Source organism: Stenotrophomonas sp. (assembly GCF_050737075.1).
Lineage (GTDB): Bacteria > Pseudomonadota > Gammaproteobacteria > Xanthomonadales > Xanthomonadaceae > Stenotrophomonas.
Window position 1 is genome coordinate 18979 of sequence record NZ_JBOHXV010000003.1, and the last position, 22905, is coordinate 41883.

Sequence of the window (22905 nt, forward strand, 5' to 3'; positions counted from 1 at the left end):
AGAGACACGCCATGCGTGTATACCGCGCGCAGCGCGGCACAAGCATCCGAGGCCAAACCAACGCGGCGCCATGCAACCACCCGACGTTTAGACCCGGCCGAAGCCACCCGTCAGACGTTCATGACCCCGCCCCGAACCGCAGCCACGCATGGCGTGGCTCTACGGTGTGCGCCAACAGCAGCCGGGCAAAGCCCGGCTCCACCGCGTACGCGTCACGCAGCCACAATATTCACAATCTTGCCCGGCACAATAATGATCTTGCGCACGGTCAACCCCTCCAGGAACTTGGCCGCGTTCGGCTCGGCCAGTCCCAGCGCCTCGACCTGGTCGCGTGCGGCGTCGGCCGCCACCTCGATGGTGCCGCGCAGCTTGCCGTTGACCTGCACCGCCAGGGTCACCGCGTCGCGCACCAGCGCGGCGCTGTCGGCCTGCGGGAAGCGCTGGTCTTCCAGCAGCGTCTCGCCATGGCCCAGCACCTGCCACAACGCATGGCTGGCATGCGGGGTGATCGGGTTGAGCAGCAGCACCGTGGCCTGCAGCGCCTCCTGGCGTACCGCGCGGCCCTGCTCCGAGGCGTCATCGAACTTGGCCAGCGCGTTCATCAGCTCCATCACCGCCGCAATGGCGGTGTTGAAGCTGTGGCGGCGGCCGTAGTCGTCGCCGACCTTGCCGATGGTCTCGTGGGTCTTGCGGCGCAGCGCCTTCTGCTCACTGGTGAGCGCGGCCACGTCCAGGGCCGGGGCGACGCCCTCGGCCGCATGCTTCTGCACCTGCGCCCACAAGCGACGCAGGAACCGCGCCATGCCATCCACGCCGGCTTCGTTCCACTCCAGCGACTGCTCCGGCGGCGCGGCGAACATGGAGAACAGGCGCACGGTATCGGCACCGTACTTGCCCACCATCGCCTGCGGGTCCACGCCGTTGTTCTTCGACTTGGACATCTTCTCGGTGCCACCGATCACCACCGGCTGGCCGTCGGCGATCAGGGTGGCACCGGTGATGCGGCCGCGCTCGTCGCGCTGCACGTCCACGTCGGCCGGGTTGATCCAGTCCTTGGAGCCGTCCGGGTTCGGGCGGAAATAGGTTTCGGCAATCACCATGCCCTGGCACAGCAGGTTCTGCGCCGGCTCGTTGCTGTCCACCATGCGCGCATCACGCAGCAGCTTGTGGAAGAAACGGAAGTACATCAGGTGCAGGATCGCGTGCTCGATGCCACCGATGTACTGGTCCACCGGCAGCCAGTAATTGCCGCGCTTGTCCACCGCATCGCGGGCACCCGGCGAGGTGTAGCGCGCGTAGTACCAGCTCGATTCCATGAAGGTGTCGAAGGTGTCGGTCTCGCGCTCGGCCGCGCCGCCGCAGTCCGGGCAGGTGGTCTTGCGCCATTCCGGATCGGACTTGATCGGCGAACCGGTGCCGACGAAGTTGACGTTCTCGGGCAATACCACCGGCAGCTGTTCTTCCGGCACCGGCAGCGCACCGCACTTCGGGCAGTAGATCACCGGAATCGGGCAGCCCCAGTAGCGCTGGCGGCTCACGCCCCAGTCGCGCAGGCGGTAGTTGACGCGGCGCTGGCCCTGGGCCTTGCGCTCGAAACGCTCGGCCAGTGCCTCGAAGGCGCCCTGGAAATCCAGGCCGTCGAATTCTTCGGAATTGACCAGCTCGGTGTCGCGGGTCTTGTCGCCGTACCAGTCCTGCCAACGCGTTGCGTCGTAGGCGGTTTCTTCCTTGCGCAGCGCCTTCAGCGCGATGACCTGGCGGATCGGCAGGCCGTACTTGTTGGCGAATTCGTTGTCGCGCTGGTCATGGCCCGGAACGGCCATCACCGCGCCGGTGCCGTAGCCCATCAGCACGAAGTTGGCCACCCACACCGGCACCTGGGCGCCAGTGACCGGATGCACGGCACGCAGGCCGGTATCCATGCCGCGCTTTTCCTGGGTTTCCAGTTCGGCTTCCGACACGCCGCCCTGCTTCATCTCGGCCAGCAGCGCGGCCAGCGCCGGGTTCGACTTCGCCGCATGCTGGGCCAGCGGATGCTCGCCCGCGATCGACACGAAGGTCACGCCCATCACCGTATCCGGGCGGGTGGTGAACACGCGCAGCGGGTCCAGCGCGCTGCCGTCGGCGTCGCGCACGTCGAACTGGATCTCCAGCCCTTCCGAGCGGCCGATCCAGTTGCGCTGCATGGTCTTGACCGAATCCGGCCAGCCCGGCAGTTCATCCAGGCCGTCCAGCAGTTCCTGGGCGTAATCGGTGATGCGCAGGAACCACTGCGGGATCTCGCGCTTTTCCACCAGCGCGCCGGAGCGCCAGCCGCGGCCGTCGATGACCTGCTCGTTGGCCAGCACGGTCTGGTCGATCGGGTCCCAGTTCACCACCGCGTTGCGGCGGTAGGCCAGGCCCTTGCGCATCAGCCGGGTGAACATGCGCTGCTCGTGCACGTAGTACTCGGGCGTGCAGGTGGCGAACTCGCGCGACCAGTCGATCGCATAGCCCATGGACTTGAACTGCCCACGCATGTGCTCGATGTTGGCGTAGGTCCACTTGGCCGGCGCGGTCTTGTTCTTGATCGCCGCGTTTTCCGCCGGCAGGCCGAACGCATCCCAGCCCATCGGCTGCAGCACGTTGTGGCCGGTCATGCGCTTGTAGCGGCTGATCACATCGCCGATCGTGTAATTGCGCACGTGGCCCATGTGCAGCGCGCCCGACGGGTACGGCAGCATCGAGAGGCAGTAGTACTTCGGCTTGTCCGATGTCTCGCTCACCTCGAAGGCGCGCGTGGCGTCCCAGAACTTCTGGGCGGCGGATTCAACCTGCTGCGGATCGTATACGTTGGGTTCGACGCTGGTCATGGAAAACACAGTTGCGGCGGCAAAGCGGCACAGGGTACCGCAGTGCGGCAGAGGGCTCCAATCGCGCCGTCGCATCCGTACGGTCGCGCATCTCATCCCGTTGAAATATCAGGGAATTACAAATCCAAGCAGAAACCTGCAACGCGCCGGCGCGCGCATTCGGCCCTCCAGGGCGGCGGGAACCGGCGGTCAGGCGCGGCGAACGGCGGCCGCCACCGGAAGCGCGGCGGCCAGCCACACCGCCCAAGCAACGAAGGCCACGCGCTGGGCCACCGGCGCCGGCATCACCGCCTGCAGCACGAAAGCCCCGACCAGCGTGGCCAGGCCCGCTGCCAAGTGCAGTGCGGCCAGCCGGCCCCACCCCGGCAGCCGCCGTGCGCCCAGCCCGGACATCAGTGCGCCGGGCACGAAGGCCAGCACCCATACCATCCACGCACTGGCGTGGAACTGGCTGGCCGGACTCTGGATGTCACTGGCGTCCAGCGGCAGCACGCCCATCGCCGCGAACGCCAGGCCGGACAGCACCAGCATCTGGCCGCCCACCCGCAGTGACCACGGCGCGGTGACCGGGACGCGGGCCAACAGGCGCAGCGCCACCAGCGTCGCCAGCAGCCCCGGCAACACGAACCCCAGCACGTCGAAGGCGCCGGCATGCGGCACCCCCATCGCCCCCAGCAGCGCCACCGGGTGGCCCAGCGGCAGGTAGCCCGGCAAGGCAGCGCCGAAGCCCACCACCGACGCCAGGAACAGAACGGCGCCCAGTGCGCCCAGCAGGGGATCGAATCGTTGCAGAGTCTTCATGCGGCCATTGTCCGCCAGCACGCCGTCCGCGCCTATAGGGCGTGCCTTCCATTGGGGTTGCTTCTGAATATGGGCGACCTCATACACTGGGTACATCTTTATCGTTGACCTGCCGACCATGAGCGAACTGCCCCACGTCTTTGATGCCACTACCGAAACCTTCGAAACCGAGGTGCTGCAGAAGTCGCTGCAGACCCCGGTGCTGGTCGACTTCTGGGCTACCTGGTGCGAGCCGTGCAAGACCCTGGGGCCGATGCTGGAGAAGCTGGCCGGCGAGTACAACGGCGCCTTCGAACTGGCCAAGGTCGACGTGGACAAGGAGCAGCAGATCGCGGCGGCGTTCCAGATCCGTTCGGTGCCCACCGTGTTCCTGGTCAAGGGTGGGCAGCTGGTGGATGGCTTCCCCGGCGCCCTGCCGGAGGGCCAGCTGCGCGACTTCCTGACCCAGCACGGCATCAGCCCGGCCGAGGCGCCGGTTGAGGCCGCCGAGCCGCCGCCGCTGGACCCGCAGGCGCAGGTCGATGTGCTGCGCGCGGCTGTGGCGGCCGAGCCGGACAAGGCCGAACTCAAGCTCGACCTCGCCCTGGCGCTGCTGCAGATCGGCGCGACCGCCGAGGCCGCCGCCCTGATCGAGGCGCTGCCGGCCAATCTGTCCACCGACGACCGCGCCGTGCGCGCCCGGGCACGCCTGGACTTCGCCAGCGCCCTGCAGGACGCCCCGCCCGCCGAGACCCTGGAGGCCCGCATCGCCGCCAATGGGGCCGATCTGCAGGCACGCCACCTGCGCGGCGTGCAATTGCTGCTGGGCGGCCAGGACGAAGCCGCGCTGGAACAGTTCCTGGCCATGCTGAAGCAGGACCGGGGCTACGAGGCGGGGTTGCCGCGCAAGCTGCTGGTCGACGCATTCAAGGTGATCGACGATGCCGCACTGGTGGGACGCTACCGCCGCTCCATGGCCGCGCTGCTGTTCTGAGCGGCGCAGTCCGCAGAAAGAATCGAAAGCGACAGTTCGTGTCGCTTTCGGCACTACTCGATTCAGGCATCGCCCGGTGTGATGTGCATCACGTTCAGAAACCTTGCACGACTCCCGGGCGATAATGTCAGCGTGGTCTGAATACGACCGCGATTCATTCGGGGGGATGAGGTCTGGGCCATGGGGGCCACAGGGCTGAGCCCCGGCGCGCAGGGCCCTGATGACCGTGAGTTCCACCCGTTTCCCGCACCCTGTCTGGCTGTGCGCCCGCCTCTTCCTGCTGGCGGCACTGCTGCTGCCCGCGTTCGCCGCATCCGCCCAGGACTGGACCTACCGCGTTCGCCCCGGCGACACCCTCTGGGACCTCGGCGACCGCTATCTGAAACCCTCGGTACCGTGGCAGCGGCTGCAGTCGCACAACCGCGTGGCCGATCCCTATCTGCTGCCCCCCGGCAGCCAGCTGAAGTTCCCGATCGCCTGGCTGCAGGTGCAACCCGCCCCCGCGCGGGTGCTGGCCGTGCGCGGCCGGGTCCAGGCCCGCCTCGGCGACAGCGGGCCGTTGCGCGAGCTGCACGAGGGTGAACAGCTCGGCATTGGCCAGCATCTGCTGACCGGGGCCAATGCCAGCGTCACCCTGGCCTTCGCCGACGACTCGCGGCTGCAGCTGCGTGAAAACTCGCACCTGCGCCTGGACCAGCTCAGCCGCTACGGCAGCACCGGCATGGTCGATACCCGCCTGCGGCTGGAACAGGGGCGCAGCAGCAACCGGGTTACCCCGGCCAAGGGCCCGGCCTCGCGCTACATCATCGATGCCCCCGCGGCCACCAGCAGCGTGCGCGGCACGGTGTTCCGGGTCAGCGCAGGCGGTGCGGGCCACAGCGCCGCCACCGAGGTCATTGAAGGCCGTGTGCAGGTCGGCAACCGCCGTGGCCAGCAGCTGGTAACGCGCGGCCACGCCAGCCGCGCCAGTTCTGCCGACACCCGTCCGCAACCGCCCGAAGACCTGTTGCCGGCGCCCGTACTGGACCCGGCCCGGCTGCGTCTGGATACCCTGCCCGCGGCGCTCGCCTGGGCGCCGGTGGCACAGGCAGCGCAATACCGCGTAGACGTGGTGCGCGCCGACCAGCCGGACGTGCTGCTGTTTGCGCAGGACACCACCGAGCCGCACACGGTCCTTCCCGATCTGGAACCCGGCGCGCTGCGCCTGCTGGTACGCGCGGTCAGCGCCGAGGGCGTGGAAGGCCTGGATGCCGAGCTGGACTTCCAGGTGAACGACCAGCCGACGCCCCCGCTCACCCTGCGCCCGGTTAACACCGAGACGATCAACAGCGCGCGCCCGCGCTTCGAATGGAGCCAGGTGAGCGGCGCCGCAGGCAGCGTGCTGCAGATCGCCCGCGACCCGCAGTTCCTGGAACCGGTTCTCGAGCAGGACGCGCGTTCCACCCACCTGCGCGCTTCCCAGGACCTGGCCCCCGGCGCCTATTTCTGGCGCGTGGCCTCGCGCGATGCAGAGGGCCGCCGCGGCCGCTTCGGCCAGCCGGTCGCCTTGACCCTCACCGACGCGCCCGTGGACCCGGCGCTGCAACCGCCGCAGGCGGCCAAGGGCCAGCTCACGCTGCGCTGGCAGGCCGGCGCGCCGGGCCAGCGCTACCGCGTGCAGCTCGACCGCAAGGGCGACTTCGCTCACCCGCTGCTGGATGAGCAGGTGGACCAGCCGCAGGTGTCGCTCAAGCGCCCGTGGCACGGCACCCTGCATGTGCGCGTGCAATACATTGACGACGATGGCTATGCCGGCCCGTTCTCACCGGCGCAGCAGGTCCCGCTGCCGTGCCGCACCTGCTACGGTGCCGCCGGCGCCACCGTGCTTCTGTTGCTGCTGCTGTGAAACCGCTGACGCTCTCCTGGCCAAAGCGCATCGCGCTGTCGCTGCTGGTCGGCGTACTGGCTGCGGCGGCCAGTCACGCGCAGTGGTTCTGGAAGCAGGACGAAGCGGTATACGACGCCTACGTGGGTGCGTGGGATTACACCCCCGACCCGCGGCTGCTGATCGTGGCCATCGACGACGACAGCCTGCAGCAGATCGGGCAATGGCCGTGGCCGCGTTCCACCCATGCCCGCCTGCTCGACCGCCTCACCCATGCCGGCACCCGGCGCGTGATACTGGACCTGATGCTGTCAGAGCCGGACCGCCAGGACAGCGCGCAGGACGCCGAGCTGGCGGCGGCCATCCGCCGCAACGGCAATGTGGTGCTGCCAGTGTTGGCTGCACCGGCCAACGGCCCCGGCATGGCGGAGGAGCTGCTGCCGATTCCGATGATCGCGGCCAACGCCGCCACGCTGGGCCACAGCGACATCGAAGTGGATGGCGATGGCGTTGCGCGCGGCCTGTACCTCACGGCCGGAATCGGGTCACCGCATTGGCCCGCGCTCGGCCTGGCGCTTGCGGACCAGCGCGGCCCCCTGCCCGGCCTGATCGACGCCGACACCCATCCGGCCTCGCCCTACCAGTGGCGGCGCAATCATTTCGTCCGGGTCCGCTATGCCGGTCCTCCGGACAGCATTCCGCAGGTGTCTTATGTGGATGTGCTCAACGGTGAAGTGGATCCTGCCCTGCTGCACGACCGGCTGGTGCTGGTGGGCATGACCGCCAGCGGGATCGGCCCGCGTCTGCTCACACCCACCACGCGCGAGCGCTGGATGACGGGCACCGAATACCAGGCCAACGTGACCTCGATGCTGCTCGCCGGCAAGGCCATCACCCCGCTTGCGCTGCCCTGGCAGGCGGCGTTGACCGGCCTGCTGGTGGCCCTGTGCGCGCTGGGCCTGACCCTGCCGCGCGCGGTGGCCAGCGCGCTGCTGGCGTTGCCGATGGCGCTGCTGACCAGCTTCGTGCTGTTGCGCGCGGGCAACCTGTGGTTTGCGCCGGCGGCGGCATTGGTCTTCACCTTGGCCGTGATCTTCGCGTGGGTACTCTGGCGGATCAGCGCCTGGCGCCGCCAGGCCAACAGCGATGCGCTCACCGGCCTGGGCAACCGCCTGCGCTTCGAACAGGTGCTGCAGCAGGAGCACGACGCCGGGCGCCGCAGTGCACGCCCGCTCACGCTGGTGCTCATCGACGTGGACCACTTCAAGCAGCACAACGACCTGTACGGCCACCACGCCGGTGACGCCGTGCTGCGCCGCATCGCCACCACCCTGCGCGCGCATGCGCGACGCCCACGCGACATGGCCGCACGTTTCGGCGGCGACGAGTTCGCACTGATCCTGCCCGACACCAATGCAGAGGGCGCCGTGCAGGTGGTCGAGGACCTGATCGCCGACGTGCGCGCTCTGAAGGTGCCGACCGATCCGGGCCATACCCTGCAGGTCACCCTCACCGTGGGCCTCTACACCCGCGTGCCCACCGCCACCAGCGAACCGCGCCACTACTTCGCAGGCGCCGACGCGGCCCTGTACCGCGCCAAGGACGCCGGCCGCGACGGCTATGCAGCAGACGCGGGAGACGCGGGCGACGACGCAGGCCACATCGACGGCGCCCGCACCGAATCGTAGAGCCACGCCATGCGTGGCTGAATCGGCACGCGCGAAATACCCAAACGCTGCGCGCCATCACCTTCCAATCGGCACCCTGTCGCCAAAACAATTTCACGACACCAGCGTTCGTGGTTTTCCTATACCCCACGCCCAACCGAACTGCTCCACTTCGCGTGCCCCGCGTGTGCGGGAAGCAAGGAGCAGGACATGAAGAAGCTGCTGTGGATGTTGCTGGCTGCGCTACCGGTGCAGGCGCTCGCCCATGAAGAAGACCCGATTGCGTACAAGTGCTACTACTGCACGCCAGGTGAGATGGAGGGTGTGGCGCTGGCGAAGGGGATTGGACAGCACTACGTATATGACGCCAAGAAGCTAACCATTGTCGGATACAACGTCTCCGCACAGGACGGCGTGCTGAGAGCGGAATCGTTTGCCCCCGAAAGCTGGGTGCAGGCTCAGTTCCTGGGCTTCATGGACTTGTACTTCCCAGATAACGGACTGATGATTGCCTTGATTGGAACCGTCCGCCTGTTCGCGCCTGGCACCGAACACGGAAGGAACTCCCGGTATCTTTGGGGGCAAGATCTGACCGCCCTCAATCCCCACCACTTATCGGCCAGGGAACTGGTTCGCCGATATCTCAACGAGCACGAGATGCTCAAGTTCCTTGACACTTCAGCGAGCGGGGGAAAATTACTCAAGCTCGAGTACATGCTGGATGAGAATTACCCGATATTCGCAGCAATGCACTTCTCAGGACGCACCGAAAGTTCTACCACCTACTACTTCGATCGTGATGCTCGTTTATGGCGTTACTTGAATAGCCACCTGCCTCAGAGTTCTTCCAGCAAACTAATACAAGAAAGGAGAGAAGACTTCGCTCCGATAGAAGGCCGCACCACCGTTGAGTACAGCCGGGGCCAGGGCAGCTGGGCTGAAGCATTCAAAGAGCGTGCGACGTGGGCAGGAATCCCAGTCCACGGAGAGCTTCCCGAGTATGGAGCGACGCGATTCAATTGCGAGCGCGCTGCCGACGACATCCAGTGCTACATAGAATAGTCAGGAGTCACTCCATTCATCTCTCCTCGAAGTAGCGCAGATAAGTTGAGCCGCAGCGTCTCGAGCAGCAATCATGCGGCCCGCTGGGCCTCGCCCCAGATAGGCACCTCTGCCTGTCTGGGGTTGATCACAATATGCCACCTCAATGAAGTCCATGTGGCGCCAACCGGCGTTGGGCACTACCCGCCTGCGATAGAAACATGGAAGCGCACCGGAGATGTGGCCGCGTAGCATTCGCGGCCCGCTCTCACTCGCGTGATCAGTCGCATGCAGCCCATCGGCAACGATACGAAACAGTGGACCGCAGTCTCGTCCGCCACTCCCGCCAACGACCGAACCGGCGATGGCTCTCCCGAGCAGATGCTTGCCCTGACCAGGATGGTGAACGGGGAACTTGCACGATTTAGATTGATCGGGAGCCCTCTGTTCCACACGCCTATCGCGGGGCCGAGCGCCGATGGGAGCAGTGCAGTGTCGGCGCCGGTCGCCTCGCTGCAACTTGGGGAGCAGGCCGCGTCCCACGCGGCTACGTCGCCCGCAGCGCCAAGGCTTTCATGGTTGAATGCCGATGGCTCCTTGAACCAGGCGCTGCCTGAGGACCTGTTGTTCCGGCGCGTCGTCGAGAACGCATCGGACCCTGCAATCGTCAGGGCATTTGCCGAGTGGGCCTGCGAGGAAGAGTTCCAGGCAGGTGATGCAGGCTTCATCAGTGACGATGACGCCTATGGCATCTCCATGAGTGTTCGCAATGAGGGCAATTTCCTGGATCCGAAGCTGCAGGATCTGGCCGGCGAGGCCATGCAGGGTTTCCTTGAGAGCCGCCATCGGTGGAACGACCGCGTTGTTGCACGGGTCGTCGAGCACTTCGAGGGAACCAAGTCGACCGCGCCGGGCGAGCTGCCAGGTGCACTTCAGGTATTCAAGCACACGGCCTACGGCGCCATGCGGGAGGAGGCAATGGACATCCTCGAACGTTGCGCCCGGACACTGGTGCACTCGGACTAAGGCCCGGCGGACGGCCCGCCAGAGACAGCGGGCGGGACGGGCGCCCACCATACGCTTGCGAATGGTAGACTCCCCGCACCTCCCCTGCCCGTGCCCCTCCCGATGAAGGCCAGCCTGTTTCGACTCGGACTGAATCTTTGGCCGCCGTTCCTGTTTACCGGCATCCACGTAACCGACGTCAGCCCCGACTACCGGCATGTGCGAGTCGAGCTGCGCATGCGGCCGTGGAACCGCAACTATGTGGGCACCCACTTCGGTGGCAGCCTGTTCGCGATGACCGATCCGTTCTGGATGCTCACGGTCATGCAAAACCTGGGCCGCGACTATTACGTGTGGGACCGGGCGGGCGCGATCGAGTTCATCAAGCCCGGCCGCGGCACCGTGGTCGCCGAGTTCCGGCTGGACGATGCATTGCTCGACCAGTTGCGCGCGGCGACCGCCAATGGCGAGAAGTGCCTGCACTGGTTCAGCAATGACATTGTCGATGCCAAGGGCGAGGTAGTGGCGCGCGTACGCAAGCAGGTGTACGTGCGCCTGAAGCCAGAAGCAAGGAAATAGCCGCGTAGTGCCACGCCATGCGTGGCAGTATCGACCAACGGTCGATACCTACCACCCCATCGGCAATGCAGCGTTGACGTTGGGTTCCCACCCGTCCCTCGGCGGGCCCAGGCGCGACACTTCAACGCGCTTGCCATCCTCGCTCAAGCGCAACGGACGCTGCGCGCTGCCGAGCTCACCGGGCAAGCGCGCCAGCACCTCCGCTGCCCCGCCTTCGCTGTGCGGCTGACCACGCAGCCACAGCATCGCACCGGCCATGCGCAACTGCGCACCCACGTCCTGCATGCGCTGTGGGTATTTGTCATAGGCGGGCCCGGCAATATCCACCAAGGTGCAACCCACCGCATTCGCTACACACGACAGATCCCACACCGACGGCGGCGCTGCCAGCCTCACCCGTTGATCCTGCCGGATCTGCGCCTGCACTTCATCGGCACAGCTGCGCGACAGCAGCCAAGCACTGCGCGCCAGCGTCTTGCGCTTGTCCAGCAGCAGCTGTTCAGAAGAAGAGAGCTGGGCCATGGCCGCCTGCTGGAAGGCGAACTCACCCCGCATCGGCTGGCACAAGTCCAGCTCGGCCAGCCGAGGCGGCAGGAACGCGCGCGTGCACACCGGCGGCACCGCCACATCGGCAGGCAGTTCGGCCAGGATGTCGGTGAACAACGCCGCGCTGCGTTCGGCCCATGCGCCACCGACCATCGCCACCAGCAGGGTGTCGCTGTCGGACATCAGCATGCGCGCGCTCGACACGTCTTCGCATACGCCCTGCAGCGCCCACGCGCTGTCACCCCGCACGTGGGCCAACGCAAGTGCCGGCGTGCGCTCAAGCACCATCGCCATCTGCGGAAACGGCGCGCCCGGGTCTGGCTCGAATGCATTGCGGTAATAGCGGTAGTCCGTCAGCGCTGCAATGCGTTCATGCAGCGCCTCGTGACTGCGATGCGTGGCGGCCACTTCGTCGGCGTGGTCCCTGACCTGCGCCAGGCACGACGCCCCCTGGCGGCACCACCGCGTGTCGGCGGTCATCCTGGGAAAGCGCGCCTCCGCAACACTGGCACCCGCGCCCTGCTCCCGGAAGCGCGCCACATCCTCTGCAACCAGTGCTTCCCATTGCGCGGAGGGGACACCGTCGTACGGCAGCAGCCATACCGCAGCGAATGCGTTGGCCTGCGGCGGGCGCGCTGTCGGGACTGCCTCCATCGCCTCCAGCGCCTCGCGCTCGGCGGCCGGGATCGGCATTGCCCATGAGATTCCCAGTACCAGCAGCGCCAACGCCACCAGCCCGGCCAGCGCCAAGCCCATCCATTTCAATACGGTCAACACAGTTTTCCCCCAACGGGTCGCATCCTTGGACGCCCCGGAGCGTAAACCGGCCAACGGCCCCGCTACAATGCGCGGATGTCGCCCGAAGCCCCCCACCTCGTTCCGCGCCCCTCCCTGCAGCGCCTGTTCCTGACCGGCCTGCTTACCCTGCTGCCGATCTGGCTGACATGGGTGGTGGTCAAATTCGTCTTCGTGCTGCTGTCAGGCATCAGCAGCCCGGTGGTGGTGCCGCTGTCGAGCCAGATCGCGGCCTCGTTCCCGCACTACCTGGGCTGGGTCAGGGTCGAGTGGATGCAGAACATCATCGGCCTGGCCGCCACGCTGCTGGTGATCCTCAGCGTGGGCGTGCTCAGCCGGCGGGTGATCGGCCAACGTCTGCTGCGCTGGTTCGGTGCCGTGATCAAGCGCATTCCGCTGGCCAGCATCATCTATGAAAGCGCCAAGAAGCTGCTGGACATGCTGCAGACCGAGCCGGGTACCACCCAGCGCGTGGTGCTGATCGACTTCCCGCACCGCGACATGAAGGCGGTGGGGCTGGTGACGCGGGTCATCCGCGAACAGGGCACCGGCCGCGAACTGGCGGCGGTGTATGTGCCGACCACGCCCAACCCGACCTCCGGTTATCTGGAGATCGTGCCGGTGGAGCTGCTGACCCCGACCGACTGGACCGTGGATCAGGCGATGAGCTTCATCATTTCCGGCGGTGCGGTTGCGCCGGAAACGGTGCCGTTCACCCGGGCTGGGGAGCGCTGAATAGGGGCTGGTGCCTTGTTCTGGTCCGGTTTTGGACCGTTTGGGACACGCGTGGCGTGTCGCTACGTGTCTGAACCTGAGCGGGGGTGACGCTGGCCGTGCCCGGGGGATTCAGGCAAGCTTCCTGATCTGTATAGGATTTACGGAAGCACTCGATGCCCCACCCCGCCCGTGCCCTGGCGCTCGCCATCGCCTCGCTGCTGATCTTCAGTGCAGCCGCGCCGGCTGAAGCCGCCAAGAAGAAGGCCAATCGGCCGGCCGCCGCGCAGACGCGCCAGGCCGCCAAGCCCAAGCCCAAACCCCGTGCACGGCCCGCTGCCCCCGCCCGGCAGCCGCTGGTTCGCCAGCAGACCAAGGCCGCGCAGCTGGACCGCATCTACGACGAGTACTGGGACGCCTCGATGCGGCTCAACCCGCTGCAGGCCACCTTCCAGGGCGACGGTCGCCACAACGACCAGCTGCCGAACATCCTGTCCCCCGCGTACCGCCAGCAGTCGCACGACTTCACCGAACAGTGGCTGGGCAAGGTCGAGAAAATCGGCCCCGACGGCCTCACCGGCCAGGACCTGCTGAGCTACCAGATCTTCGTGCGCGACGCGCGCATGTCGCTGGCGGCAGAGAAATTCCCCGGCTGGATGCTGCCGGTGAGCCAGTACTACAACCTGGGCAGCATCATGGCCATCCTCGGGTCCGGGTCCGGCGCGCAGCCGTTCAACACGGTGCAGGACTACGACACCTGGTCGAAGCGCTCGCTGGGCATTCCGCCGTTGTTCGACCAGGCCATCGCCAACATGCGCCAGGGCATCAGCGCCGGTGTGGTGCAGCCGCGTGACCTGATGGAGAAGGTGCTGCCGCAGCTGGACGCGGTGATCAAGCCCACCGCTGAGGAGAGCATCTTCTGGGCACCGGTGCGCAACATGCCCGATGATTTCTCCGAGGCCGAAAAGGCGCGCATCACCGCCGAATACAAGCGCATGATCGAGTTCCGGTTGATGCCGGCCTACCGCGCACTGCGCGGCTTCATCGCCACCGAATACCTGCCCGCCACGCGCAGCAGCGACGGCCTTTCTGCGTTGCCGAACGGCCAGGCCTGGTACGCGCAGAACATTGTGCAGAGTACGGCCAGCACGCTCACGGCGGCGCAGATCCATGCGCTTGGCCAGGAGCGCGTGGCCAGCCTGCAGGAACAGATCGCCGGCGTGATGAAGGACAACCGCATCCGCGGCTCGCAGCAGAAGCTGCTGCGCAGCATGCGCACCGACAAGAACTTCCAGTACCCCAACGCCGAGGCGCTGCTCTCCCGCTACAAGCAGCTGCAGCAGCAGGTGGGCGCGCGGCTTCCGTCAGTGCTGAATACCCTGCCCAAGGCACCGCTGGAGGTGCGTGCAGTAGAGGCCGAGCGCGCCGCGGGTGCGGCCGCCGCCAGCTACCAGCAGCCGCTGCCGGACGGAATGCGCCCGGGCGTGCTGTACGTCAACACCAGCAACCTGCCCAGCCGCCACCGCTGGTCCGCACCGGTGCAGTACCTGCACGAGGGCATTCCAGGCCACCACGTGCAGCTCGGCCTGCAGCAGGAACTGGATAAGCTGCCGCGCTTCCGCCGCCTGGGCGGCGATGTCGCCTTCGTCGAGGGATGGGGGCTGTATGCCGAGTCGCTGGGTGACGAGCTGGGCGTCTACAAAGACCCCTATGAGCGCATTGCCTACCTGCACGGCGCGCTGACCCGGAGCGCGCGCATGGTCGCCGACACCGGCGTGCACACCCAGGGCTGGAGCAAGCGCCAGGCGGTGGACTACCTGGTCAAGACCGCCGACATGCCGGTGGACGACGCCACCGCCGAGGTGGAGCGCTTCATGGCCCTGCCCGGCCAGACCCTGCCCAACGGGCTGGGCGAGCTGAAGATGATGGCGCTGCGCGACAAGGCCAAGGCCGCCCAGGGAGCGAGCTTCGACGAACGTCGTTTCCATGCCGAAGTGCTGCGCGACGGTTCCATGCCGCTGGATATCCTGGAGGCGAAGATCGACCGCTGGATTGCCGCACCGGCCGCTGAGACCGCCCCGGTACGCTGAGTAGACGCACAGCGGGCCGCGTTGCGCGGCCCGCTGGGTTCATCAGTACTCGTCCGGCTTCATGCCCAGCTTCTCTTCATCACCGAAGAGCATGGTCTGCACGAACTCGGTGCACCACCACTGCCGCGCCATCTCCCGGGCCAGTTCCGCCATGTCCGGCTCCGGCGGAATCGGCTTGACGTCGAAGTCCGGCAGCACCGGCTTGGTCGAGGGATTGTCCAGTGAGGCCTGCATTCGCTGCATCAGCGTCTGCTGCTGGCCTCCCACCGTGGTCGTGTTCAGGGGCGCCACGGCGCCCAGTCGTTCCAGCATCATCGGTTTGCTCCAGTGGGGGCATCGGGAAACGGCAGGCGTTTCAGTTGGGTATTCATGCCGAGCAGGTAGGCCTCGGCGCGCTGGCGCGCGGCCGCTTCCAGTGCGGCGGCGTCCACGCTGGCTTCCACGGCGGCACTGATTGCGCCGGCAGGATCCAGTTCAAACAACAGCGGCCCCGCCTCGAGCATGGGCAAGGGCGCGCGCACCGACACGACCTGCAGCGGCGGCGATTGGTCGGCCAGCTGTGCCAGTACCGCCTTACCCAACGCCGGGGTGGCCTCGGGCACGTACAGCACCAGTGCGGCATGGGCGTTGCCCAAGGCCTGTTCGCAGCGGCGCACCACCAGTGCCGCGTCGACACCTTCGGCGGCCAGGCTGGCGGTCACCACCTCGCGCACCTGGCCGAGCACCGCCTCGCGCAGCGCCTGCACGTCGGCCAAGGCGGCGCCCAGCAACGGCACCGCAACGCCCACCGCCTCGGCATAGCCCTGCTGGTAACCGTCCAGACGCGCCTGGCCGATGGCCGCATCCACCTGCGGCGGCACCCTCGCCATCACGTCGGCGGCGCGTTGGCGCGCGTGGGATTCGAGTTGCCCCGCACGTGCGGCCAGCCCCAGCGCACTCGGCGCGATTACCCCGCCGTGGGCATGCGCCAGGGCCTGCTCAGGAAAGCTTTTCAACATACGTCACCGCACTCCAGAAGAGGTCCATGTCAGGGTGTTCAACCGGCGGCGGACGCTCGCCGGACAGTCCTGCAAACGGAAGGCACAGCCGCGCGGACAGCCACGCGGGCAACATCGGGGCGATCGGCCGGAGTTCGGCCGCACCCCACTGCAATAGCACATCGGGCGCCTCGTCTAACGTGCACGAAGGCAGCGCCGACAGCTCGCCTCGGGCGTGCCCTGCACGCATGAACGCCTGCACCATCGGAGGCAACGCCACGCTGCCCCGTTGCGTGGGCAGCCAAACACGCAGCTGCGCCGCCGCCATGAGGGTCGCCACCTGTGGCAGGCGATCCCACAGCCCGAGCATCCGCCGCGTCAACACGTCCTGCGGTGCCACCGGCGACGCAGGCAGTTGCAGCCACCGCTGGCGGATCAGCGCCGTGTTCAACCAGCGCCGCTGCTCTGCGGAGCCGGCCGCGTATACCGTCCGCCACGGCCGGTAGTACGCGGCCGGGGCGTAGGCGATGCGCAGCGCGGGGTCATGCACCACGCCAGCGATTCCACGAGGGCGCGCGACGGGTCGAAATACGCCGCCACAGGGCACTGATTCGCGCGCCGACGGCCGGCACCATGCGCACCACCACCCATCCGCCCAACAGCAGGAGCAGCACTACGCCGCCACACAGCAGCATCAATGCCACGGGCAGGTTACGTTCACTGCCCGCCGTGACAGCCAGCATGCGCGGCCCTTCCACTTCGGTCAGGATCACCGAGACGTTGTCGTACTCGATGCCGTCGAAGGTGTTGCGCAGGAAGCGCTTCACCGACTGCAGCAGCACTTCCTCGTCAATGCCCGGCGCATGCGCGACTACCGCTGCCACATGCATGCGCCTGCGTTCGGCGCGGCGCCCTTCAGTGCCCAGGTTGGCATCGTAGTTGAGGTGCACGCGGGTGGACTGCACACCTTCAAACAGCTGCAGTGATTCCTCCAGTCGCTGCTCCACTGCCGAGATCAGCCGTGCCCGCTCGCCGAGCGGCGTGCTGACCAGCGAATCGGCCGGGAATGCCGATGCCACCTGGCTGCGCGGCGCGGACGGCAGGTCATACCGCTGCATCAGTTCGATCGCCTCGGGCAGATCGCGCGGCCCCACCTGCACCTGGTAGCCGCCTTTGCCGGCGTTGACCTTGGCGGCGTCGATATTGTGGCGCAGCAGCACGGCGATGACTTCGTTGGCCTGGCGTTCGTCCAGGCTCTCCAGCAGGGGTTCGCGCGCGCAGCCGGTCAACAGCAGCAGCGCCAACACGGGCAGCAGCACGCACAGGCGCATCAGGCCGCGGCGTGCTGATCCCGCAATAAGCGGCATGTTCATGACTTGAGCAGCGTCTCCACGGTCTTGGTCGCGTGGTTGGCCAGTCCAGCAGCCACGGTCATGCGCTTGGTGTAGTCGGCCAACGCGGTCTGCAGCGCGAACATGTCGACCGGGTTGGTCGCCGTGTACGGGTCATTGCTGGCCGCGTTGATCAGGTTCAGTTGCTGGCCGGAGCTGACATAGCTGTTGGCCAAGGCGCTGCTCATGCGATCGGAAAGCGGTACGGCGGCACCATCTGCGCCGCCCACGGCGTTGATCGCCGTGGCGATCTGGGTCACTTGCACGGGTGCATCTCCTGGCGGGTCTCCCCGCGTGGGGTACCGTGCCGACGGCTGGGCCGCCGACACGGACGTTCGGTCAACCCAGGTTTCGGGCGTTCTGCTTCTGCATGTCGGCCAGGCTCTTGGCCGAGTTCGACTGCAGCGAGCGGTAGGTCGTGTAGGCAGACAGGTGGGTCTGGTAATTGGCCAGGTGGGCCGGGTTGGTGGGGTCGCCCGGGTTCTGCGGCGTACCATCGCCGGCCAGCTTTTCGAAGGCTTCCTGAAGTTTGGTCTTCAGGTCCTCCACACCCTTGTCAAACTCCTTCGAGTGATCAATCAACCAGCCACCCGAATTCGGCGGCGGCGGGCCGCCATCCCATGTACGTTCCATTATCAATACTCCAGTTAGAAAGAAAAAATCAGCGGCTGCCTGCGGTGGAAAAATCCCAACGACCCTCACCAACGGAGAGCAGCTGGTCTTGGGAATACTGGTAGGAACGCCCCTTCAACAGGTCGTCCCACAAACGGATGCTGATGCGCACGCGGCGCTCGCCCCACTGCTGGACGAAGTCGTCGCGGTAGCGGGCCATGGAATGCAGCGCGGCGTCGTCAAGGAACACATCGTTGGCGACGCTCGCCCGACCCGCCTGAGTACCGGAACGGGTGCTGATGCCACGTGCGCGCAGCTCAGCGCGGGCGATGGACACCAGCTGCGCATCGCCCACGGAGCGCACATCAATGCTGGCCGCGTAGGGCATTTGCGGCGCCAGCAAGGTCTGCACCCTGCGCCGGTGCCCCGCATCGTCAGAACCGAGCGCGGTGATCACCACTTCGGGGCGCTGCGGGGTGCGCAGACGGATCACCGCGTATGCCACGCCGGCGCTTTCGAGCACAGCGCCGATCCGTGTGGCTTCTGCCTCGCGGTTGCGATACTGATCCAACAGGCGGCCGGCGCGCTGGCTGGCACGCTGCCCCCACGCAAGTGCCTCGGCGCTGTCGCCGAAAGCGTAGATGGTCCCGTCGTTGTCGTGCACCACGCTGTAGCTGTACGGCGACTGCGCCAACGCCGCCTCCAGCGTGCGCACCTGGGTGGCCGGGCGCTGGGTGTCGTACACCCACCAACCGCCGGCGCCCACCACCAACGCGGCCACCGCGGCAGTGGCCCAACGTGCCACCCCTGCCCGGCCGGACGGCATCGTGCGGGTGACCGCCTCGGTCGCCACCGGTACCGGCAGGCGATGGTCGAGGACCTGCGCCGACCATGCCTCTCCGTCGGCGCGCACGGCCAGGGCCAGGCCGGCCACATGCACGACCGCATTGAGGTCCAACGGCTGCACGCGCCAGATATCGTCGCCGTCTTCGCGGACTTCCAGCGTGACCGTGTCATCGGCCACCTGCACGCGGAACGAGGCAGGGGCCAGATCGCCGGGGATGTAGAAGACGTTGTCGGCGTTGGCGAGGGTGGCGCTCAGCTGGCCTTGCTGAAGCGTGCGGGCCGGACCCACATGGAAGATGGTGTCGCCGGGTAACAGGCTGAATTCCACGCCATCGAGTGGGCCGGAAAGCAGTTTCAACTTGTGGGCGGGGAGCATGGGGTGTCCGTGGTGCGCGATCAGGAATTCAACAAACGTGCGATGTCTCTGCGACGACGCGCAGACTGACAGCCCCCCAGCACCCCAACCATGAAGAAAGTTTCAAAGACCCATCACTGCAACTGCTTGCACTGCGTCATGCGTCATGGTGCGGGCAACGCGCCGTAGTAGAGCGCGCTCACCTTGGCCACGTAGCGGCGGGTTTCGGTGAACGGCGGCACGCGGTTGCCATGCCGCTGCACGGCACCTTCGCCTGCGTTGTAAGCGGCCAGCATCAGCTCCAGGTCGCCACCGAAGCGACGCTGCAGCCAGACCAGGTAGGCGGTGCCCGCCCGCAGGTTCTGCAGGGGGTCAAACAGGTCAACGGCGCCGAAGCGCTTGCCGGTGGCAGGAATCACCTGCATCAGCCCCAATGCGCCGGCGTGCGAGCGTGCCTGCGCGTTGTAGGCGGATTCAACGCTCACGATGGCGTGCAACAATCGGGCGTCCACGGCGAATTCAGCCGCCACCTGGTCGATCAGCGATGTCCAGCGGGGAGCTGCCAGTGTGCCAGCGGAAGGCACACGCGAACGCGGCGGGGCCGCAGGCGACCCCGCCACGAAGGGGCGGTGTGGATGAAACGCCCTCGCCCCGCCAAGCGGTGCAGAGGACACCTGCAGTTGACCGTTCCGGTCGAGCGTGGCGAAGACCTGGGCGGTGGCCGGAGCCGCTACCCAGGTCGCCGCCAGCAGCAACCAGCGCGCAGAGCGCGCGGTCACAAGGCGTCGCCCTGCGCCTCGATCGCGGCATGCAGGTCCGCCAGGGTCTGCACTTCGCGCAGCGCCTCCGCCGTCGGCAGTGTGCCGCCGGCCTCCTCGATGACGATCAGCAACGCGTGCATCTCGAGTGAATCGACCCCAAGGTCTTCCACCAGCCGATGCTGCGAGCCCACCTCGGTCAGCGGCTGCCCGAGGTGGGCAGCCGCCAGGCGGCGGATATCCTGCAAAGTCAGGGAGCCGCTCATGAGACGCGCTTCAAGCCATCCACCGTCGGACTGGGGTGCCTCTTGAAGGCCCTGGTTATGGGGCTGTTGAACATCTCCTTTGCAACCAGAACGTGATGCTCGGCTGCACGAGGCGTCGCGTTCTCGCCGGGCTCCGCACCGACGGAGGCCGTCGATGCGGTTTCACGAGCATCTCCCGATGAGAAGACGAGATTCGATTGCAACGCGAGAGCTGCAGAATCAACCAGATTCTGCATTGTCCGGCCATGCTGAGTCCTCTGAGGGAGGATACCCGCCAAACTCAGGGCGCCGCCCCGTGCACGACTCTCTGCCAGCTTGACGTTCACCTTCTCCAGATCGCTCAGCTTGCGAGGCACCTCCTTGTTTTGAGCTGTGGGTGGGACAGGCGGATTGAATGAAACACCCCCAATGCTCTGCCAATACCCGCGGAACGGGTCCCCGTTTTTGATGGCGCTCAGCCCCTGTTTCTGCTCATGTCGAAAGCCAAGCAGCGTATCGAACTCGTCACGGAGTGTTGTACGCGTCCCACTTGCAACCGGCGACTGAGCGCCGGCGAATAACCTACTGGCCGGCACAAGCTGCTGCTTTGACGTGCTGAAAGACACATCTTCTAAGGACTCCACGGGAACGACGACGACAGGCATCGCTGCGGCCGAATCACCGACAGCGCTCCTGCCAGTCAATGCAACAGTTGTCGCGGTGCTCCGGAGCTCCGGCGTCTCCACTACATGACCACTATTCTGGACCGCCTCAGAACTACGCACAGCACGATTTGATGCCGCCAACATCTCGGACGAACGTGGCAGCCGCCTGAACGCCATGAGGTCCTCGTGGCTCGTGAATCGCCTACTTGCGGTGCGCTCACCCACTCTCTCATTGGCCCCAACCGACGACGAGCGCGAATGCCCGCCAAGCTCTTCGAATTTCGCAGTCAACTCAGGCACTGAACTGTCTGAAGCCGCGCGACGGACCTGAGGGTGCCTGGCAGTCGGACGCTCGGGCCCACTCTTCTGAGTAGCGTCATCCACCCGAACCATGCGAACACCGTCCAGTACTTCCTGGTGTGTGCTGGAAGATGTCTGGAGATGCTCGAAGGAAACGATCGGTGCATTTGCCGGACCACGGACCTGCTGAACGCCTGCCACACTAGTTGGAAGGTTCACGAACTGATCTGTCTGATTCGCGCGTGAGTGCACGACGGTATCCACTACCGGGGAATGCGCATCGGCGCTCCGGTTGCGCTTGGAAGAAAACCCTCTCAGGCCCTCAAGCCGACGCTCGATCTCGTCAGCCTCAGGGTCCTTGCCCCCTTCCACCTGCGCCGCCGCGTCCGCGGTCTCCATACGCATCGAGCCCCAACCAAGGGAACCCGCGCCCAGACCCTCGTCATCAGCTTCATTGTCGTTAGTGAAGGAAGCCACGTCGATGTTTTTGCCGCTGACACTGCCCCCATGGCCAGAATCTGAGTAAACCGACCCATCGTCTTTTGTCTCGAAGCGTGGGGAACTGTTGCACCAACCATTCAGTCGATACTGGGCGTCGTTAAATTTTCTCTCAAGACTGTCGAGCCTGCTTCGCAGATACGTGTTCTCATCCCGGATGTACGAATTCTCATCCCTGAGAGCCGCATTCTCGTTCCGGAGATCTGTGTTCCAGGTGCGAAGGCCGGCATTGTCTTCGGTCAGGTGCGCGTTCCTCTCCTTCAGCTGGCCCAGTTCGACGCCCACCTCAAGGATGTCTTTCATCGAGAGGTTTGAGATCGACTCCAACTTACCAGCCAAGTTGGCGAACGACTCGCCAAACTTGCTGTTGTCCACGACGATCTGATTGATGGCTTGATTGCCACCGGACGGCATCGCGGGGATGGGCGGGAACTTGCTGTCGGACACGGGCGTAGCAGGCGGCTGCTCAGAACCGGGGCCGGCCGGCTCGCCCTCCAGGACGTACTCGGGCAGCTTGAGCAGATTGAAGACCGCCTCGGAGAATGCCTCTGGGCAGCCCGTCTGCATCTGATGCTCGACGGTGCTCCACGTAGAGTCAGCGTTCGGCTTATGAAGGAACTGTCCCAGGTCCAGTTCCTGCATCCGCCCTTCGTAAGACGCCGCAACATTCGGCTGGCGCTCGAGGAAGCTCTGCATCATGGCACTTGGCAGAACGGCGCTGACCACTCCATCCAGCAGCACGCTGTCGCCCATCGCCTGGCGGCATGCAAGCACCACATCCTGCCCCTGCTTCAGGGCATCGGACAGCCTGCGCGAAGGCTTGTCACCATGATAGCCACCGTCGGCAATTCCCTTGCACACACCAGCTTTGAGGCCAACCTTGACGATCGCGGACTTCAAATCATTCCTGCAATCGACAAGGTCCTTGTTGCCCGGCGCACGCTCCAATGCATGCTCCACTGCTTTCAGGACAGCGCCCCATACGGTGAGCTTGTTCATGACACGCGGGCCGTACGCTTCTTGCGGCGTCGGACCAATATGACCCAGCGACTTGTCCAACGCGGCGCGCCTGCCCGGATCCGACTCCGCATCGCGCGCAGCAATGAGCACATCGTGAGACGCTGAAATTGCATCAGCATGTGCACGCTGCTGATGCTTTCCGAGCGTGTAGGTCGACCTACACGGCGCCGACGGAGACGGCACGGCGCCTTCACGATTGCGGACTTCAAGCAGATGGATCCCGTTGCCCAAGCCCTTGAGCGCGCGCTCGGGCACGATGCGGGCAGCGCAAGCGTTGTGGATTGCACTTACTGTCATTTGTTCTGTAACTC

21 protein-coding genes are annotated in these 22905 nt (G+C 66.2%); 8 read left to right on the forward strand and 13 right to left on the reverse strand.

What is annotated here, in order from left to right; translation table 11 throughout:
* Positions 1-212: 212 nt before the first annotated feature.
* Both leuS and ACREPD_RS01150 read right to left on the reverse strand, forming a co-directional pair.
* Complete coding sequence (gene leuS / locus ACREPD_RS01145; RefSeq protein WP_431597567.1) at positions 213-2852, reverse strand: leucine--tRNA ligase; 2640 nt, start codon at positions 2850-2852, stop codon at positions 213-215.
* A 189-nt stretch (positions 2853-3041) separates the two neighbouring features.
* Complete coding sequence (locus ACREPD_RS01150) at positions 3042-3653, reverse strand: DUF998 domain-containing protein (protein WP_431597568.1); 612 nt, start codon at positions 3651-3653, stop codon at positions 3042-3044.
* A 118-nt stretch (positions 3654-3771) separates the two neighbouring features.
* Between ACREPD_RS01150 and trxA the strand changes: the two genes are divergently transcribed.
* The 6 genes from trxA to ACREPD_RS01180 all read left to right on the forward strand — a co-directional run bounded on the left by trxA (position 3772) and on the right by ACREPD_RS01180 (position 10782).
* Complete coding sequence (gene trxA / locus ACREPD_RS01155; protein WP_431597569.1) at positions 3772-4626, forward strand: thioredoxin; 855 nt, start codon at positions 3772-3774, stop codon at positions 4624-4626.
* 220 nt (positions 4627-4846) lie between these two features.
* On the forward strand, positions 4847-6511 hold the full coding sequence (locus ACREPD_RS01160) for a FecR domain-containing protein (RefSeq protein ID WP_431597570.1): 1665 nt from the start codon (positions 4847-4849) through the stop codon (positions 6509-6511).
* A complete protein-coding gene (locus ACREPD_RS01165) occupies positions 6508-8178 on the forward strand; it encodes a CHASE2 domain-containing protein (protein WP_431597571.1) in 1671 nt (556 codons plus the stop codon). The genes ACREPD_RS01160 and ACREPD_RS01165 overlap by 4 nt, the downstream gene beginning before the upstream one ends.
* Positions 8179-8367: 189 nt before the next feature.
* A complete protein-coding gene (locus ACREPD_RS01170) occupies positions 8368-9219 on the forward strand; it encodes a hypothetical protein (RefSeq protein WP_431597572.1) in 852 nt (283 codons plus the stop codon).
* Between the two features lie 267 nt (positions 9220-9486).
* A complete protein-coding gene (locus tag ACREPD_RS01175) occupies positions 9487-10224 on the forward strand; it encodes a hypothetical protein (RefSeq protein WP_431597573.1) in 738 nt (245 codons plus the stop codon).
* A gap of 102 nt (positions 10225-10326) precedes the next feature.
* Positions 10327-10782, forward strand: a complete 456-nt coding sequence (locus tag ACREPD_RS01180) for a DUF4442 domain-containing protein (RefSeq protein WP_431597574.1) — start codon at positions 10327-10329, stop codon at positions 10780-10782.
* Positions 10783-10830: 48 nt separating this feature from the next.
* On the opposite strand, the gene ACREPD_RS01185 is transcribed toward ACREPD_RS01180, so the two are convergent.
* Positions 10831-12102 carry a hypothetical protein gene (locus ACREPD_RS01185; RefSeq protein WP_431597575.1) on the reverse strand — a complete coding sequence of 424 codons (1272 nt, stop codon included), beginning with the start codon at positions 12100-12102 and terminating at the stop codon, positions 10831-10833.
* Between the two features lie 78 nt (positions 12103-12180).
* Between ACREPD_RS01185 and ACREPD_RS01190 the strand changes: the two genes are divergently transcribed.
* Together ACREPD_RS01190 and ACREPD_RS01195 are read left to right on the forward strand one after the other, a co-directional pair.
* The gene (locus ACREPD_RS01190; protein WP_431597576.1) at positions 12181-12858 is read left to right on the forward strand and encodes a DUF502 domain-containing protein; all 678 of its coding nucleotides are present in this window, start codon (positions 12181-12183) and stop codon (positions 12856-12858) included.
* 155 nt (positions 12859-13013) lie between these two features.
* Positions 13014-14927 carry a DUF885 domain-containing protein gene (locus tag ACREPD_RS01195; RefSeq protein ID WP_431597577.1) on the forward strand — a complete coding sequence of 638 codons (1914 nt, stop codon included), beginning with the start codon at positions 13014-13016 and terminating at the stop codon, positions 14925-14927.
* 42 nt (positions 14928-14969) lie between these two features.
* Here the strand turns inward: ACREPD_RS01195 and ACREPD_RS01200 are convergent, their stop codons facing one another.
* From ACREPD_RS01200 to ACREPD_RS01245, 10 genes are all read right to left on the reverse strand, one after another.
* Positions 14970-15242 (reverse strand): hypothetical protein, encoded by a 273-nt coding sequence (locus ACREPD_RS01200; protein ID WP_431597578.1) that lies wholly within the window; start codon positions 15240-15242, stop codon positions 14970-14972.
* Positions 15239-15925: a hypothetical protein gene (locus tag ACREPD_RS01205; RefSeq protein WP_431597579.1), complete on the reverse strand. Its 687-nt coding sequence runs from the start codon at positions 15923-15925 to the stop codon at positions 15239-15241. The genes ACREPD_RS01200 and ACREPD_RS01205 overlap by 4 nt, the downstream gene beginning before the upstream one ends.
* On the reverse strand, positions 15906-16457 hold the full coding sequence (locus tag ACREPD_RS01210; RefSeq protein ID WP_431597580.1) for a hypothetical protein: 552 nt from the start codon (positions 16455-16457) through the stop codon (positions 15906-15908). Before ACREPD_RS01210 ends, ACREPD_RS01205 begins: the two co-directional genes overlap by 20 nt.
* Complete coding sequence (gene sctJ, locus ACREPD_RS01215; protein WP_431597581.1) at positions 16447-17277, reverse strand: type III secretion system inner membrane ring lipoprotein SctJ; 831 nt, start codon at positions 17275-17277, stop codon at positions 16447-16449. The genes ACREPD_RS01210 and sctJ overlap by 11 nt, the downstream gene beginning before the upstream one ends.
* The gene (sctI, locus tag ACREPD_RS01220; RefSeq protein WP_431597582.1) at positions 17274-17561 is read right to left on the reverse strand and encodes a type III secretion system inner rod subunit SctI; all 288 of its coding nucleotides are present in this window, start codon (positions 17559-17561) and stop codon (positions 17274-17276) included. Before sctI ends, sctJ begins: the two co-directional genes overlap by 4 nt.
* Positions 17562-17634: 73 nt before the next feature.
* Entirely contained in the window at positions 17635-17928 is a 294-nt protein-coding gene (locus ACREPD_RS01225; protein WP_431597583.1) for an EscF/YscF/HrpA family type III secretion system needle major subunit, read from the reverse strand.
* Positions 17929-17956: 28 nt separating this feature from the next.
* On the reverse strand, positions 17957-19129 hold the full coding sequence (locus ACREPD_RS01230; RefSeq protein WP_431597584.1) for a PrgH/EprH family type III secretion apparatus protein: 1173 nt from the start codon (positions 19127-19129) through the stop codon (positions 17957-17959).
* A 143-nt stretch (positions 19130-19272) separates the two neighbouring features.
* Positions 19273-19887, reverse strand: a complete 615-nt coding sequence (locus tag ACREPD_RS01235) for a lytic transglycosylase domain-containing protein (protein WP_431597585.1) — start codon at positions 19885-19887, stop codon at positions 19273-19275.
* Positions 19884-20132, reverse strand: a complete 249-nt coding sequence (locus ACREPD_RS01240; RefSeq protein ID WP_431597586.1) for an acyl carrier protein — start codon at positions 20130-20132, stop codon at positions 19884-19886. Before ACREPD_RS01240 ends, ACREPD_RS01235 begins: the two co-directional genes overlap by 4 nt.
* A complete protein-coding gene (locus tag ACREPD_RS01245) occupies positions 20129-22891 on the reverse strand; it encodes a hypothetical protein (RefSeq protein ID WP_431597587.1) in 2763 nt (920 codons plus the stop codon). The genes ACREPD_RS01240 and ACREPD_RS01245 overlap by 4 nt, the downstream gene beginning before the upstream one ends.
* Positions 22892-22905 lie beyond the last annotated feature (14 nt).